A 15,152-nucleotide genomic window follows, 5' to 3' on the forward strand; every position below is an offset into this window, starting at 1 on the left:
GGCCGAGTACATCGGTGTGGACGTCGAGGGCCCGTACAAGCCCGAGCACTACCGCTACTGATCCTTCGGTAACGGATTCGTTCCGGGGTGGCCGCCGCCTTCGGGTGGCGGTCACCCGCCCCGGAACCGCAGCATTTCCCTGCGGTGGCGCGGTCTCCGGGATACACGAAGTACCGCAGCGCGTTCGTCCGGAACATTGCTCTCGGCCGCGCCTTTCGCTTGCCGAGCGGACGACGATTCATCTTTCTCGCCGAAAGATTCCCCTTCTCAAGTGAAGAAATCCGGTCCCTGCCGAAAGTGCAGGTTCGCAGGCGTATCTATCGAGCGCTGCGGTGACCGAAGTCGACAGAAGGAATACCTGAGGCCGACATGAACACCATCGCACTCGAACTGGTTCCGCCCGACCTCGACGGCGGTGTGCAGAGGGCCGTTGAAGAAGGGCGTGAGATCGCCGAGCTCAGCCGCGAGTTCGGGCTGACCGGCCGCATCGGACACGCGATGATCCCCGGGATCATCCAGGAGGACGCCGACCGTCCCGTCGACTACCGGCCCAAGCTGGACACCATCGACTACTGGCGGGCCATCCGGACCGAGCTCGGCGACATGCGCGGCCTGTGCACGCAGGTCACCGCCTTCCACGACGAGCAGGCCCTGAGCGAACGGCTGCAGGACCTGCGCAACGCCGACATGGACGGCATCGCCTTCGTCGGTGTCCCGCGCACCATGGCCGACGGCGACGCCCCCGGTGTGCCGCCCGTCGACGCCCTGACCAAGTTCCAGGACGTCGTGCCGCACCGCGGCTCCATCCTGATCCCCACCCGCGAGGGGGAGCAGGGGCGCTTCGGATTCAAGTGCGAGCGCGGCGCCACCTACGGCATGACGCAGCTGCTGCACTCGACGGCGATCGTGGACTTCCTCCGGGAGTTCGCGCGCACCACGCCGCACCGCCCGGAGATCCTGCTGTCCTTCGGGTTCATCCCGGGCGTGGAGAAGAGCAAGAAGCTGATCCAGTGGCTCATCCAGGACCCGGGCAACGAGGCCGTGGCCGCCGAGCAGGAGTTCGTCGCCAAGACCGCGGAGCTCGACTTCGAGGGCCGCAAGAACGCGGTGGTGGATCTCTACAAGCGCGTGATCGACGGGGTCGCCGACCTCGACTTCCCGATCAGCATCCACCTGGAGGCCCCGTACGGCTACAACAAGCCGGCGTTCGAGACCTTCGCCGCCATGCTCGACTACTGGGAGCCGGGCAAGAAGAGCTAGAGCTGATCCTTTCCCTGGCTGGGAATCACGAGGCCCCGTCACCGCGCCCGCGGTGACGGGGCCTCGTGCTGTGCGCGGTGTCTAGCGTTCGAGTGAGAAACCGGTGCTGGTTGGCGTTGGTAACCTGTGCGGGCTGTCATCGGCCCGGCTGGCGGAGTCGGGCATCCCGGACGGACGTGCGTTCTTTCGGGTGATCAGTACCGGCGGAATTGGCACTGAACGCAGTTGTATCCACCCGAATGTGTTTTGGCGCGCGTGTTGGTGGTCGTTTCCAAGCGATCCCTTCTTCGCTAAGGTCGATGCGCCATGAACCCGGTAAGCTGACGAATTGTGCAACGGTGCACCGGATGCGAGGGGTCGCGGTGCGCCGGGGCCCGGAAACGTTGCCACCGCGGCGAAGTCGCATCCGCCCCGACCCGTACGTGCGCCGGAAGGAAACGCGCCGATGCTCCTGCTTCCAGCCACATCCGGTTCACCTGGGGCGGTTTCCCGTTTCGGTAGCGTAACGAAATCGTGCTTAGTCCGAACGTGTCGCGAAATTGATTCGGAAACCGGTAGGCAACACAACGGACAAATTCGTCATCAACGGGGAATGCGATGACCGTGCGCACGCCGCGGAGAAGTGAACTGAGCGCCCTCGACTGGGCCTTCCTGTGCATGGAGCGCGATACGGCGCCGATGCACGTCGGTGCGGTATCGGTCTTCCGCGCCGACGAGCCCGTCGATCGTGAGCGGTTGCGCGGGTTGCTCGCCGAGCGCGCCGCCCGCATCGGGCGGTTGCGGATGCGGCTCGAGACGTCCTGGGTGCAACCGCATTGGCGCGAATCCGGCGACTTCAACGCCGCCGATCACGTGTACGAGCACCACGTGCCCTCCCCGGGAGGACGCGAGGAGCTCGCCGCGCTGGTCTCCGAACTGGTCGCCGAACCGCTCGACCGAGACCGGCCGCTGTGGGAGCTGCACCTGATCACCGGCCTGGCCGAGAACCGGTTCGCGATCGTGCTGAAGTTCCACCACGCGCTGGCCGACGGCCGGGACGCGGTCCAGGTCGGGCTGCGGCTGTTCGACGGCTACACCGAGCTCACCGATGACGACGACGTCCCGTTGCGCAACCCGCTGGCGGAGGCAGTCGGCCTGGTGCGAAACCCGAGCCGATGGCTCGGCACGCTGCGCGAGACGTTGTCCAGCTCGACCGAGAGCCTGGGCATCGCGGCGTCGGTGGTGCGCAACGTGCGGATGCCGGTGCAGCGCTCGCCCCTGCACGCCGGCTCCTCGGGGGCGCGCAGGTTGGCGCTGGTGCCCATCGATCTCGCCGACGTCCGCCGCGTCCGCGCCAAGCACGGCGGCACGACCAACGACGTGGTGCTGGCCGTGATCACCGGCGCGCTGCGCCGCTGGCTGGACGCTCGCGGACAGCAGGTCGGCGAGGTGCCCGCGCGGGCGCTGATCCCGGTTTGCAGGCGCGCGCGCAAGCAGGTCGACGGGGGCAACCAGCTATCCGGCTACCTGTGCGAGCTACCGGTCGCCGATCCGGACCCGGCGACCCGGCTGCAGGCCATCCGGGCCGCGATGACTCGCAACAAGCGCAACGGCCCGTTGCGCGGACCGGGCGCGTTCCCAGTGCTGGCCGGTCGGTTGCCGCAGCTGCTGCACCAGGTCGCCACCCCCGTCGCGGGCCAGGGCGCGCAGCTGCTGTTCGACACCATGGTCACCAACGTGCCGCTGCCGAGGCTGCCCGTCGCCCTGGACGGCGCGGAGGTCGCCGAGCTGTACCCGGTGGCGCCGCTGGCGGCCGGGCACGCGCTGTCCATCGCGGTGTCGCAGTTCCGCGACACCGTGCACATCGGGGTGCAGGCCAATCGGGCGGCGTTGCCCGATCTGGAGAAGCTCAGCGAGGCGCTGCCGCAGGCGGTCGCCGAACTCGATCACGGGGCGTGAGCGCATGGTTTCGATCGATGGAACGGCCCAGCCGCGATTCCGGTGGTTATATGGGGGCATGGATCGTGTGGTTCGCACCGAGCACGGCGCGGTGCAAGGCAGCTCAGATGGTGAAGTCCTGTCCTTCAAGGGCATTCCGTACGCCGCCTCCTTGGAGGGCCCGCGCCGGTTCCAGGCCCCGGCCGCGCCGCGGCGCTGGGACGGGCTGCGCGATGCGACGAGGCCCAGCGCCTCGGTTCCGCAACCCGCGATGATGCCGGGGCTGCGCCCTTCCTGGCAGCCGGGCGACGATCCGGACTGCCTGACCGTGAACGTGTGGACGCCGGATCGCGGCGGGCACCTCCCGGTGCTGGTGTGGTTCCACGGCGGCGCCTACCTCGCGGGCAGCAGTTCCGACAGCGGTTACGACGGCACGAACCTCGCCAAGGCCGGTGTCGTGGTGGTCACGGTCAACTACCGCGTCGGCTACGAGGGCTTCGGCTGGGTGGAGGACGCGCCGAGCAACCGCGGCATCCTGGATCAGCTGGCCGCGTTGCACTGGGTGCGCGACAACATCATCTCGTTCGGCGGCAACCCGGACAACGTCACGATCTTCGGCGAGTCCGCCGGTGCGGTGTCCGTGTCGGCACTGGTCGCCGGGTCCGGACGGCGCGGGCTGTTCCGCCGGGCCATCGCGCAGAGCCCGGCCGCGATGTACCTGGCGGAGGACGAGTCCCGGAAGGTGGGCGAGCTGATCACCGGATCGCTCGGCGTGCCCGCCACCACCGCTGGGCTGGTCGACACCGCGCCCGAGGACCTGCACGCCGCCCAGCAACGAGCCCAGGTCGAGATGAACCGCGACCGGGCCTCCTGGACCAACGGCACGCCGTACGGGGTGGTCTTCGACGGCGAAGTTCTCTCCGAACCACCGTGGGCCGCGCTGCGCAACGGCGCGGCACCCGCGGTCGATCTGATCACGGGGTTCAACCGGGACGAGGCCACGCTGTTCACCGTGGACCTGCCCACCGAGGCGCGCGATCCGGAACAGCTGGCCGAAGGGCTGCGGCTGCCCGCAGATCTGCTCGCCGACTACCGCGCGGCCCATCCCGGGATCAGCGATGCCGAACTGCACACGATCCTGTTCAGCGACCAGCTGTTCCGGATGCCGGCGGTGTGGACGGCCGAGGCGCACGCCGCCGCCGGAGCCCGCAGCTTCCTGTACGAGTTCACCTGGGAGAGCCCGCAGCGCGACGGCGCGCTGGGGGCCTGCCACGGCCTGGACATCCCGTTCGCCTTCGGCAACTCGGACGGCGACCTGATCAAGGCCTTGATCGGGGACACTCCCGCCGAGTTCGACGAGCTCTCCGGTGCGGTGCGCGAGGCCTGGGTCTCCTTCGCCGCCACCGGCGATCCGGGCTGGCCCGCCTACCAGCGCAGCGACCGCAAGACCCGGATCTTCGACACGCCCGTCGACGTCGTCGAGGACCCGATCGCCTCCTCCCGCGAGATCTGGTCCGCGCACTTCCCGGGGCGTTGAGGGCCGCCTCCCGCGGGAACGGGGCCGACCCGCGCGCTGCGAGCGCGTGGGCCGACCGGTCGTCCTGGACGGTGCTCGAGCGGTTAGCGTGAGAGTGGTTTCGCGGGATGGAGGTTTCAGATGGCGGGAAACGCGGCACTCTCGGCGCTGCGGGCCGAGCTGGACGAGACGGTGCTGGTGACCGATCCGGACTCCACCGAGCGATTCGCCCACGACGACGCGGAATGGGCGCCCTACGGCAAACCGCTCGCCGTGGTGCGCGCCCGGAGCACCGAGGACGTCGTGGCAGTGGTGCGCATCTGCGCCGAGCACGGCGTGCCGGTGGTTCCGCGCGGCGCGGGAACCGGGCTGTCCGGTGGGGCCAACGCCATCGACGGCTGCGTGCTGATCTCCCTGGAGGGCATGAACGAGATCCTGGAGATCAATCCCCGCGAGCAGCTCGCCGTGGTGCAGCCGGGCGTGATCAACGACGATCTGCGCGCCGCGTGCCGCGAGCGCGGCGCCTGGTACCCGCCGGACCCGGCGAGCTCGCCCTGGTCGACCATCGGCGGCAACGTCGCGACCAACGCGGGCGGGGTGTGCTGCGTGAAGTACGGCGTGACCCGCGACTACGTGCTCGGGATCGAGGCCGTGGTCGGAGCCGGTGAGGTGGTGCGGCTGGGCCGCCGGACCGCGAAGGGCGTCGCGGGCTACGACCTGTGCGGGCTTTTCGTCGGCTCCGAGGGAACCCTGGGCGTGGTCACCGAGATCACCGTGAAGCTGCTGCCCGGGCAGCGCGCCCCGGAGCGCACCGTGGTGGGCTACTTCGACTCGCTGGGCGAGGCCGGAGAAGCGGTCGCGAACGTGGCCGCGGCCGGGGTGGTGCCCTCCGCGCTGGAACTGCTCGATCAGCACTGCCTGCGCGCGGTGGACGAGTGGAAGAACATGGGCCTGTCGGCCGAGGCCAGCGTCCTGCTGCTGGGGCGTTCGGACAGCCCGGGACAGGCGGGCGAGCAGGAGGTCGACGCGCTGCTCGACTGCTTCGAGCGCGGCGGGGCCACCTGGAGCGCGCGTTCGACCGACCAGCAGGAAGCCGATGCGCTGTTCGCCGCGCGGCGGCTGGCCTATCCCGCGCTGGAGCGGTTGGGGCCGGTGCTGACCGAGGACGTGTGCGTGCCGCGCGCCGAGGTGCCCGAGATGCTCGGCCGGATCGAAGCCGCCGCGCAGCGGCACGACACGCAGATCGCCAACATCGCGCACGCCGGGGACGGCAACCTGCACCCGCTGATCATCACCCCGCCCGGCGACGACGACGCGCGCGAGCGCGCGCAGGCCGCGTTCGACGACATCGTCGCCGATGCCATCGCGCTCGGGGGCACCGTCACCGGTGAGCACGGCGTCGGCCTGCTCAAGCGCAAGGGTTTGCACTCCGAGCTCAGCTCCAAGGTCGTCTCGATGCACCACGACATCAAGAACGCCCTGGACGAGGCCGGAATCTTCAATCCGGGCAAGGTCTTCGGCACTCCCGAGTCCTGAGGAGTCCCGCAAACGCCGAGCTGGACGGCGATGCGACCGCGCTCCGGACGCTGCTGAACCTGGTCGACTCGCCCGACCCCGACTCGCCCGACCCGGACTTCCCGATCGCGAGCCCTGCGGATCACCAGGACTCGGCCTCCTCGTCGAAGCGCGGCCGGGCGGTGCGCGTCTGCTCGCCCGGCGAGCGCAGTGCGCGGGCGAGCAGCGGAAAGCCGAGCACGGACAGCATCGCCGCGCCGACCAGTGCAGCCGCTACCGCGGGCTCGACGGTCCTGTCGTCGAGCCCGATGGTCGTGATGGCCACGACCAGCGGCAGGCAGGTCGAGCCGTAGCAGGCCAGGGCCGCTCGGTCGCGGCGATGCAGGTCTGGCGGTGCGAGCAGGAACGCGGGAAGTCCGCGCACGAGCAGGAACAGCAGCAGGAACGCGGGCAGCAGGAGGAGCGCTCGGGGGTCGGCCCGCAGGGCTTCGAGATCGAACTCGATGCCGGTGACGACGTAGAACAGCGGGACCAGGAAGCCGAACCCCAACGCCTCGATCCGCCCGAGGACCTCGGTGCTGTCGTCCGGGGACGACCCGCGCAGCACCAGCCGGATGAGGACGCCGGCCGCGAACGCCCCGAGCAGGGTGTCGAGCCCGAACGCGCTGGACAGGCCCAGCATGGCCGCCAGCACCAGCATGACGAACCGGATCGCGAACTGACCGCTGCTGTGCAGCGTGGTGGCGACCAGTCGGGAGAACCACGGAGGGCGGGGGCGCAGCGCCCAGAACACCGCCGCGGCGGTCACGGCGGCGAAGGCGATCAGCAGCACGGTGGACGTACCGGGATCGCGACCGCTGAGCAGCAGCGTGATGGCGATGACGGGGCCGAACTCGCCGACCGCCCCGAAGGCCAGGACCGCGGTGCCGAACCGGCCGTGCAATTGGCCCGAATCGCGCAGCATCGGCAGGACCGCGCCCAGGGCGGTGCTGGTCAGCGCGGTGCCGATCACGAAGCTCGGGTTCAGCTGCGCGCCGGTGAGAACGAGGGCTATGCCGAGTCCGACGGCCAGCGACAGCACCCAGGCGATGATCGAGCGGCGCAGCGTCGCGCCGCGCACCGCCGCGAAGTCGATCTCGTAACCGGCGAGGAAGATCAGCATGGTCAGGCCGAGATCGGCGAGCACGTCGATGACCTCGTTGCGCTGCGTCCAGCCGAGCACGTCCGGTCCGATGAGGACGCCGAGCAGGATCTCGAAGACGACGATCGGGACCGGAAGCCACCGGCCGGTGCCGTAGGCGAGCAGCGGGGCGAGGACGGCGATGGCCATGATCAGGATGAGCGTCCCGTGCTGCGACATGGATCGTGTCTAGGCCGTGCCGGTAGCCGGGGCAACTCGGCGCGGCGGTGACCGGCCGCCGGGCCAGCACCTGGGGCCGATCAGCACCGCGCCGAGCTACCGGTCAGGTGACCAGATCGAGCGCGGCGGTCTCGATCGTGTCCTCGTCGAGCAGCACGTGGTAGGCCGCCGCGCCGAGCGGGATGAAGCTGTCCTCGCTGGTGACACGAGCGATGTCGCCGCGGAATCCGCCGTCGACCAGGGCGGTGACCACGGATTCGGACACGCCGCCGCTGCGGCGGGTCTCGTCGACCACCAGCACCTTGCCGGTCGCCGCAGCCGCCCGCAGGACGTCCTCGGCCGGGAGCGGTGCGAGCCAGCGCAGGTCCAGCACGCGGGCGCCGATGCCGTTGCGCCGCAACCGCTCGGCCACCCGCAGGCTCATCGGAACGCCGTTGCCGAAGGTCACCAGCACGAGGTCGTTGCCGTTGCCGTGCAGCCGCGCGCGACCGATCGGGACGTGGTGCTCGCCGGGTGCGGGGTAGCGGGCGAGCCATCCCTCATCGCCGGGTTCGTGCAGATCACGCGTGTGGTACAGCGCGATGGGCTCGAGGAACGCGCACAGCCTGCCGTCCTCGCGCGCGGCCGCCGCGCAGGTGCGCAGCATCGACGCGGCATCGTCCGGGCGCGAAGGGGAGGCCAGCACGACGCCGGGGAGGTCGCGCAGGGCGGCCACGCTGTCATCGTTGTGGAAGTGCCCGCCGAAGCCCTTCTGGTAACCGTAGGAAGCGATCCGCACGACCATCGGGTTGGCGTAGCGGCCGTTGGAGAAGAAGCTCAGCGTGCTGCCCTCGCCGCGGAGCTGATCGGCCGCGTTGTGCAGGTAGGCCAGGTACTGGATCTCCGGGATCGGCAGCAGCCCCGCCAAGCCCGCGCCCAGGGCGGTGCCGAGGATGCTCTGCTCGTCGAGCAGCGTGTCGAAGACCCGGGTGCCGCCGAACTTCTTGCGCAACCCGCGGGTCACGCCGTACACACCGCCCTTGCGCGCGACGTCCTCGCCGAAGACCAGCGCGCTCCGGTCGCGGCCGAGCTCCTCGGCCAGCGAGCGGTTGAGCGCCTGCGCCAAGGTCAGCGGGCCTTCCGATTCCGGTGCGGTCTCGAAGGTCTCGGCGCGATTCGGCGGGACCTCGGCGGTGCGCGCGGCGATCGCATCGGGGGAGTGCCGGTGGATCGCCGACATCACCTCGCGGGCGCTGCCCAGCTTGCGGTGCCGCAGCGCCTCCTCGGCTCGTTCGGCGACCTCCGCTCGCTTGGCGTCGTAGCGGTCCAGCACCTGCTGCGGTGTCAGGATCGCGTGATCCACCAGGGCCCTCGCCGTCGCCAGCAGCGGATCGCGGGCGTGGTCGGCGGTGATCTCGGTGCGCGAGCGGTAGGCGGATTCCACGTCCGAGCCGGCATGACCCATCAGCCGGACGGTGCGCAGGTGCAGCAGCACGGGCACCCGTCGCTCGCGAACCCGGTCGGCGGCTCGCCGCGACGCCTCCAGGCATTCCAGCGGATCGGCACCGTCGGCGGAGATGTACTCCAGGCCGGGGCGATCGCCGTAGGCGGTTTCGATCCAGCCGGTCGGCGTGCGCACGCTGATGCCGATCCCGTTGTCCTCGCAGACCAGCAGCAGCGGCATCGGCAAGCCCTGGAAGGCGCAGTGCAGCGCGGAGTTGATCGCGCCGGTCGTGGTGGAGTGATTGGCGGAGGCATCGCCGAAGCTGCACATCACCACCGCGTCGGCGGGCCATTCCGCCGCGATGCCCAGCCGCTCCGCGCGCTCCAGCGCGAACGCCAGCCCGACCGCGCGGGGCAGGTGCGAGGCGATGGTCGAGGTCTGCGGGATCACCGACAGGGCCGCGTTGCCGAAGACCTTGTGCCGCCCGGCCGAGATCGGTTCCTCGGCCGAGGCCACCACTCCCAGCAGCACGTCGCGCAGCGGGTCGACGCCCGGCACCTGCTGCGCCCGGTGCACGTAGAACCCACCGGAGCGGTAGTGCAGCAGCGCCGGATCGGTCGGGCGCAGCGCCTCGGCGACCGCGGCGTTCGACTCGTGGCCGCTGGAGCCGATGCTGTAGAAGCCCAGCCCTCGCTTGCCCAGGTCGCGGGCCTGGAAGTCGAGATGCCTGCTACCGGCTTGGGAGTCGAACAGGGACAGCAGCTCCGCCGCCCGCGGATCGCGGGCAGTACCCGGTGTCCAACCGGCCAGCGCCTCCCGGAAGTGGTCGTCTACCGGCTCGCCCACTCAGCCCTCCCAGGCGTCGGCCACCGTCGCGCAGGACTTCGTCAGCTGTTCCAGCGCGATCGGTAGCAGTGGATTGGTGTTCTGCTTGCGGTGCAGGACCTTCACCCGCCGGTGCGGTTGCCAGCCGGCGATGCGGACCACCCGCACCCGGTCGTCCGGGATCGCCAGGCCCGGCAGGACCGCGACGCCGAGATCCCGCGCCACCAGGTCCCGGATCACCGAGTAGTCGTTGCTGCGGAAGGTGATCTGCGGAACGAAACCGGCAGCGGCGGTCAGCCGCACCAGCGAGCGGGCGCCCGCGGTGTCCTGGCGGGTGCAGATCCAGTTGTCCCCGGCCAAGCGGTGCAGGTCGACTTCCGCGCAACCGGCCAGCGGATGCGTCCCGGGCAGCGCCAGGCGAAGCGGCTCGGCCAGCAGTTCCTGCACGCAGAGATCGACGGGCCACTGGCGCGGGTCCAGGTCGTACTCGAAGACCACCGCAGCATCCAGCGCGCCTTCGAGCACGCCGTCGATGACCTCGTCCGGCTCGCCCTCGTCGAGCTGCACCTCGGCGCTGGGGCGTTGCGAGATCACCGCGGCCAGGACCTCCGGCAGCACCCTGGCGTTGGCCGTGGCGAACGAGGCCAGCCGGAGACTGCCCTCCTCGCCCGCCACCATCGCGCGCACCTCGCGTTCCAGGGACTCCAGCGCGCCCAGCGCATCCCGGCTGCGCTCGGCCAACCGCACCGCCAGCGCGGTACTGCGGGCGCTGCGCGCGGATCGCTCGAAAAGCGGCGCGCCGATCGCTCTTTCCAGCAGCACCATCTGCTGGGACACCGCCGAGGCCGTGTAGCCCAGGGCGCGGCCCGCGTCGGCGAACGAACCGGTGCGCACGCACTCCTGCAGAGTTCTCAGGTGGATGGGGTTGAGCACGCCGCCCCCTTCAGGCGCACGTGGCCGCGGGCAGCCGCCCGCGCAGCCGCATCGCGGTGCGCACCCGGTCCTTGGCCAGCTCCAGCGCGGCAGCGTGCGGCAGAACACCGGAGGAGGCGGCGGTTTCGAGCACCAGCAGCGTGTTGCGCCTGGTCCGGGACGCCACCTCCGCGAGGATGCGATCGGGCTCGGGCCGGAAGGCGGAATGCCGCGCGTCCATCGCGAATCCCGCCGCGATCGCGCCGCCCGCGTTGGCGATGAAGTCCGGCACGAGCTGCACCCCGCGCTCGTCGAGCAACGCGCGAGCGCCCGGAAGGGTGGGCAGGTTGGCGCCTTCCACGATGAGATCGGCCTTGATCCGCGCGGCCACCTGCTCGTCGATGACGTCTTGGCGGGCGGCCGGGATCAACACGTCGCAGTCGACCTCGAGTTCGGAGCCGTGCGGGATCTGTTGCGCGGGAGGAGCTTCGGCCACGCATTCGTCGCCGATCTCGCGATGTGCCGCCAGCCAGGCGGGTACGTCCAGCCCGCCGGGATCGTGCACGGAGCCCGCCGTGGTGGACAGCGCGACGAGTCGAGCGCCCAGTTCGTCCAGCCGGGCAGCAGCCGCCGCGCCCACCGCGCCGAAGCCCTGCACCGCGATCCGGGCGCCGCTGACCGGCCTGCCGGTGCGCTCCAGGGCGGCGAGCGCGGCTTCGGCCACGCCGTGTCCGGTGACGCCCAGCTGGTCGTAGGGCACGCCGCCGAGGGCCTCCGGCACTCCCACCGCGGCTCCGCGATCGGACAGCTCGTCCTGGATGATCGCCGCGTCGTGCTCGGTGATGCCCATGTCCAGCCCCGCCACGTAGCTGGCCGGGATCTGATCGGCCAGGCGGCGCGCGAAAGCCCGCACCACGGCCTCCTTGTCAAGTGCGCCCGGGTCGGCGACGATGCCCGCCTTGGCCCCGCCGTGGAAGAGGTCGACCGCCGCCCACTTCCACGTCATCACCCGCGCCAGGCGGGCGATCTCGCCGACGGTGACCGTCGGGGCCATCCGGGTGCCGCCCTTGGCGGTGCCCCGGGCGGTGTTGTCGATGACCAGCACGCCGCGCATTCCGGTGCGCGAGTCGGACACGCACACGACCTTCTCAGGTCCCCACTCGTCGATCTCCTGCAACGGATCAACCACGGATGTTCCCTCCAGCGCTCGTCGCCGAGCTCGTCGTGCGTGCGGGTAGCGGCACCGGTGCGCGTCGCGGACTGGGACCGAACCGGATTCTGAAGTTGTCGGAAGACGCTGCGGTAGAAGCCGTTTCGGGCCGCGGAGCGCCGCGCGAGCACGCTTCCGCGCAGTCCTCAGACGCAGTTGCGCTCGGGGCGGGCCTCGGAGTTGTCGAACCTGCGCACGTCCAGGCCCGAGACGTCGACGACCGGCTCGCGGTCCAGCACCAGATCGCGCATCACCTCGCCGATCGCCGGGCTCTGCAGGAACCCGTGCCCGGAGAAGCCGGTCGCGTAGAGGAAGCGGTTCGGTCCGCGGGCCTCGCCGATCAGCGCGTTGTGGTCCGGGGTGATCTCGTAGAGCCCGGCCCAGCCGTGGGCGATGCCGGTATCGGCGAGCCGGGGAGCCCGCTGCTCGACAGCACCGGATAGCCGCTCCAGCCAGCGGTCGTCGGTGCCCAGGTGGAAACCGAACTCCTCGTCCGGATCGGACATGCCGATCAGCAGGCCAGGGCCCTCCTCGTGGAAGTAGAAACCGGTGGCGAAGTCGATGGTGAACGGGATGCGCGGTGGCCGATCCGGAAGGGGTTCGGTGACCAGGATCTGCCTGCGCAGCGGCCGGACGGGCAGGTCGATACCGACGAACTCGCCGACCGCCGCCGACCACGCGCCCGCCGCGCAGATCACCGTGCGGGTGCGCACCACTCCTTCGGAGGTGCGCACCCCGGTGATCTCGGTCCCGGCGCGTTCGACGCCGGTGACCGGACAGCCCCGGCGCAGCACCGCGCCGTGTTCGCGTGCGGCGCGGGCGTAGCCCTGCACCACGGCTTCCGGTGTGCAATGGCCGTCGGTGGGGGAGAAGGCCGCCGCCAGCAGACCGTCCGGAACCGCCAGCGGGGACAGCTCGCACGCCTCGGACGGCGTGAGCATGCGGCTGGGAACTCCCATCGAGTTCTGCAGGGCCACGCAGGATTCGAAGGACGCCACGTCGTCCGGATCGGACAGCAGGTACAGGTAGCCGTACTGCTTCAGGTCGATCTCGCCGCCGGGCCGGTCGCCGAACCGCTCGAAGGCCCGCAGGCTGCGCCGCCCGAGCTCGATGTTGACCGGGTCCGAGAAGGTCTCCCGGACACCGCCCGCGGCCTTGCTGCTGCTGCCGGAGCCGAGCTCGTCGCGCTCCAGCAGCAGCACCTGCACGCCGGCCTCGGCGAGGTGGAAGGCGCTGCTCACGCCGATCGCCCCACCGCCGATGATCACCACGTCCGCTGCGGGCGGCAGCATCAGCGCCCGCCGAGTTCCGGCGGCAGCCGGTAGTCCAGCTCCGGCTCCACCGTGTCGACGTCCATCTGGGCCTTCTGCAGCTTGCCGGAGAAGTCCCAGTTCAACGACTGCCAGCGGGTGAACTGGTCGAGCACCCACATCCCGGACAACCTGCCGCCGTTGCCGGACTTGCCGTTGCCGCCGAACGGCAGGTGCGCCTCGGCGCCCGAGGTCGAGTTGTTCACGCTGACCATGCCCGCCCCGATGCCCTGCCGGAAGCGGAACGCGGTGGACGGGTCGGTGGTGTAGACGGCCGCGGACAGGCCGTAGCCCGGTGCGTTGCCGAGCTCGATCGCCTCGTCGAGGGTCTCGTACGTGGTGACGCCGACGATGGGCCCGAAGGTCTCGTTGCCGAAGATGTGGTCATCGGTGCGCATCCCGTCGACCAGCACCGGGTGGTAGAACAGCCCGCTCGCCGGATCTCCTTGGAAACCTTTGCGCGGGGCGGATTCCGAGATGCGGCCGACCGAGTCCGAACCGAGCGTCCGGTGGTGCGGCTGCAGGGTGCCGAGGATCGAGTCGAAGTTGTCGGCGAACTTCTGGTCGAGCATCGGGCCGTAGAGCACGTCGCCGCCGGGATCGCCGACGGTGGCCGCGCGCAGGGCGTTGTCCAACCGGTTGACGAACTCCTCGTGGATGTCGCGGTGCACGATCAGGTTGCCCAGCGAGGTGCAGCGCTGCCCGGCGGTGCCCCAGCCGGAGAACAGCGCGCCCTCCACGGCCAGGTCGAGATCGGCGTCCGCGGCCACGACCATCGGGTTCTTGCCGCCCAGCTCCAGGCACGGGTTCTGCAGGTGGCGCCCGCACAGCTCACCCACCCGCTTGCCCACCGCGCTCGACCCGGTGAAGCCGACCTTGTTGACCGTGCCCGCTTCGAGAGCCCGCTCGAGGCCCTCGAAGGTGGCCTCGCCATCGGCGTAGACGAGGTTGAGCACGCCCTTGGGAACGCCCGCCTTCCAAGCCATCTCGGCCACCGCCCGCGCGGCGCCCGCGGCGTACTCGGCGGGCTTCCAGACCACCGCGTTACCGCACAGCAGCGCGGGGACCAGATACCAGGACGGCACGGCGACCGGGAAGTTCCCGGCGGTGATGATCGCCGCCACGCCGACCGGGACCCGGAAGGTGAACAGCTGCTTGTCCGGCATCTCGGAAGGCACGGTCTGCCCGTAGAGCCTGCGGCCCTCGCCGAGGAAGAAGTCGCAGGTGTCGATGATCTCCTGAACCTCGCCGAGGGCCTCGGTGTAGGGCTTGCCGATCTCGCGGGTGACCAGGCGAGCCAGGGACTCCTTGTTGGACTCCACCAGCCTGCCCAGCCCGGCGATGACCCGCCCGCGCACCGGCGCGGGGAGCTGCGCCCACTCGCGTTGCGCACGCTGCGCCTGCTCGGCCGCGCTTGCCAGGGTCTCGGGCGTGCCCAGCTCGACCTCGGCGACCACGTCGTCCAGGTTCGCGGGGTTCTTCGAGAGGTATTGGCCCCCTCCGTCGGTCCGCGGTGGGGAGTCCGGTCCGATCACGGAGCTCAACGTCGACTGCACCGACATGCACCTCTTCCTGCTCGAATGACCACGCTGGGATCACCGTAGAACGCCGAGCGGCTACAAGCCGAGGATCAGAAGAGTGATTTCTCGTCGCTCTGAGCATCAGCGATGTTTTCGCTCGATGTCGATCACCGTCGGTACCCTGCGGCCGCATGGACTTTCTACAGCGACGCCGACGCGCTCGCGGCACTGGACGGCGATGCCGCGATCGCCTCGCAGCGCCTGGCCTTCGAATCCCTTGGCCGCGGCGAGGCCCGGCGGGCCGCCAAGACCGCCATCCGAACCGGGGACAACACGGTGCTGTCCTACCGGGATTGAACGGCTAGTGCTTTGCCCTTCAGGGCG

The 15,152-nt window shown here is 70.5% G+C and carries 12 protein-coding genes; 6 read left to right on the forward strand and 6 right to left on the reverse strand.

What is annotated here, in order from left to right; translation table 11 throughout:
• The 5 genes from ABD289_RS25450 to ABD289_RS15115 form a co-directional block, all read left to right on the forward strand.
• Window positions 1–61, forward strand: a 61-nt coding sequence (locus ABD289_RS25450; protein ID WP_486374880.1) for an adenosylhomocysteinase, incomplete at its 5' end; no start/stop codon positions are given.
• 308 nt (window positions 62–369) lie between these two features.
• A complete protein-coding gene (locus tag ABD289_RS15100; RefSeq protein ID WP_344132108.1) occupies window positions 370–1,260 on the forward strand; it encodes a mycobacterial-type methylenetetrahydrofolate reductase in 891 nt (296 codons plus the stop codon).
• Window positions 1,261–1,857: 597 nt separating this feature from the next.
• Window positions 1,858–3,198: a wax ester/triacylglycerol synthase family O-acyltransferase gene (locus tag ABD289_RS15105; RefSeq protein WP_344132111.1), complete on the forward strand. Its 1,341-nt coding sequence runs from the start codon at window positions 1,858–1,860 to the stop codon at window positions 3,196–3,198.
• Between the two features lie 58 nt (window positions 3,199–3,256).
• A complete protein-coding gene (locus ABD289_RS15110) occupies window positions 3,257–4,714 on the forward strand; it encodes a carboxylesterase/lipase family protein (protein ID WP_344132114.1) in 1,458 nt (485 codons plus the stop codon).
• Window positions 4,715–4,834: 120 nt separating this feature from the next.
• Window positions 4,835–6,229 carry an FAD-binding oxidoreductase gene (locus ABD289_RS15115; RefSeq protein ID WP_344132117.1) on the forward strand — a complete coding sequence of 465 codons (1,395 nt, stop codon included), beginning with the start codon at window positions 4,835–4,837 and terminating at the stop codon, window positions 6,227–6,229.
• A gap of 121 nt (window positions 6,230–6,350) precedes the next feature.
• Here the strand turns inward: ABD289_RS15115 and ABD289_RS15120 are convergent, their stop codons facing one another.
• From ABD289_RS15120 to ABD289_RS15145, 6 genes are all read right to left on the reverse strand, one after another.
• The gene (locus ABD289_RS15120; RefSeq protein ID WP_344132120.1) at window positions 6,351–7,568 is read right to left on the reverse strand and encodes a cation:proton antiporter; all 1,218 of its coding nucleotides are present in this window, start codon (window positions 7,566–7,568) and stop codon (window positions 6,351–6,353) included.
• 103 nt (window positions 7,569–7,671) lie between these two features.
• Entirely contained in the window at window positions 7,672–9,837 is a 2,166-nt protein-coding gene (locus tag ABD289_RS15125) for a thiamine pyrophosphate-dependent enzyme (RefSeq protein ID WP_344132123.1), read from the reverse strand.
• Window positions 9,838–10,749 (reverse strand): LysR family transcriptional regulator, encoded by a 912-nt coding sequence (locus tag ABD289_RS15130; protein ID WP_344132126.1) that lies wholly within the window; start codon window positions 10,747–10,749, stop codon window positions 9,838–9,840.
• 10 nt (window positions 10,750–10,759) lie between these two features.
• Window positions 10,760–11,917, reverse strand: a complete 1,158-nt coding sequence (locus tag ABD289_RS15135; protein ID WP_344132129.1) for a Glu/Leu/Phe/Val family dehydrogenase — start codon at window positions 11,915–11,917, stop codon at window positions 10,760–10,762.
• 167 nt (window positions 11,918–12,084) lie between these two features.
• Window positions 12,085–13,230: an NAD(P)/FAD-dependent oxidoreductase gene (locus ABD289_RS15140; protein WP_344132132.1), complete on the reverse strand. Its 1,146-nt coding sequence runs from the start codon at window positions 13,228–13,230 to the stop codon at window positions 12,085–12,087.
• On the reverse strand, window positions 13,230–14,810 hold the full coding sequence (locus ABD289_RS15145) for an aldehyde dehydrogenase family protein (protein WP_344132135.1): 1,581 nt from the start codon (window positions 14,808–14,810) through the stop codon (window positions 13,230–13,232). The genes ABD289_RS15140 and ABD289_RS15145 overlap by 1 nt, the downstream gene beginning before the upstream one ends.
• A gap of 105 nt (window positions 14,811–14,915) precedes the next feature.
• Between ABD289_RS15145 and ABD289_RS15150 the strand changes: the two genes are divergently transcribed.
• A complete protein-coding gene (locus ABD289_RS15150) occupies window positions 14,916–15,125 on the forward strand; it encodes a hypothetical protein (protein ID WP_344132140.1) in 210 nt (69 codons plus the stop codon).
• The last annotated feature ends 27 nt before the right edge of the window (window positions 15,126–15,152 follow it).

It is taken from the genome of Saccharopolyspora halophila, from assembly GCF_039531955.1.
GTDB lineage: Bacteria > Actinomycetota > Actinomycetes > Mycobacteriales > Pseudonocardiaceae > Saccharopolyspora > Saccharopolyspora halophila.

Coding starts and splice junctions, on each gene's coding strand:
- ABD289_RS15100 (WP_344132108.1), top strand. CDS start 370: ATGAACACCATCGCACTCGAACTGGTTCCGCCCGACCTCGACGGCGGT.
- ABD289_RS15140 (WP_344132132.1), bottom strand. CDS start 13,230: ATGCTGCCGCCCGCAGCGGACGTGGTGATCATCGGCGGTGGGGCGATC.
- ABD289_RS15150 (WP_344132140.1), top strand. CDS start 14,916: ATGTTTTCGCTCGATGTCGATCACCGTCGGTACCCTGCGGCCGCATGG.
- ABD289_RS15115 (WP_344132117.1), top strand. CDS start 4,835: ATGGCGGGAAACGCGGCACTCTCGGCGCTGCGGGCCGAGCTGGACGAG.
- ABD289_RS15110 (WP_344132114.1), top strand. CDS start 3,257: ATGGATCGTGTGGTTCGCACCGAGCACGGCGCGGTGCAAGGCAGCTCA.
- ABD289_RS15145 (WP_344132135.1), bottom strand. CDS start 14,810: ATGTCGGTGCAGTCGACGTTGAGCTCCGTGATCGGACCGGACTCCCCA.
- ABD289_RS15120 (WP_344132120.1), bottom strand. CDS start 7,568: ATGTCGCAGCACGGGACGCTCATCCTGATCATGGCCATCGCCGTCCTC.
- ABD289_RS15105 (WP_344132111.1), top strand. CDS start 1,858: ATGACCGTGCGCACGCCGCGGAGAAGTGAACTGAGCGCCCTCGACTGG.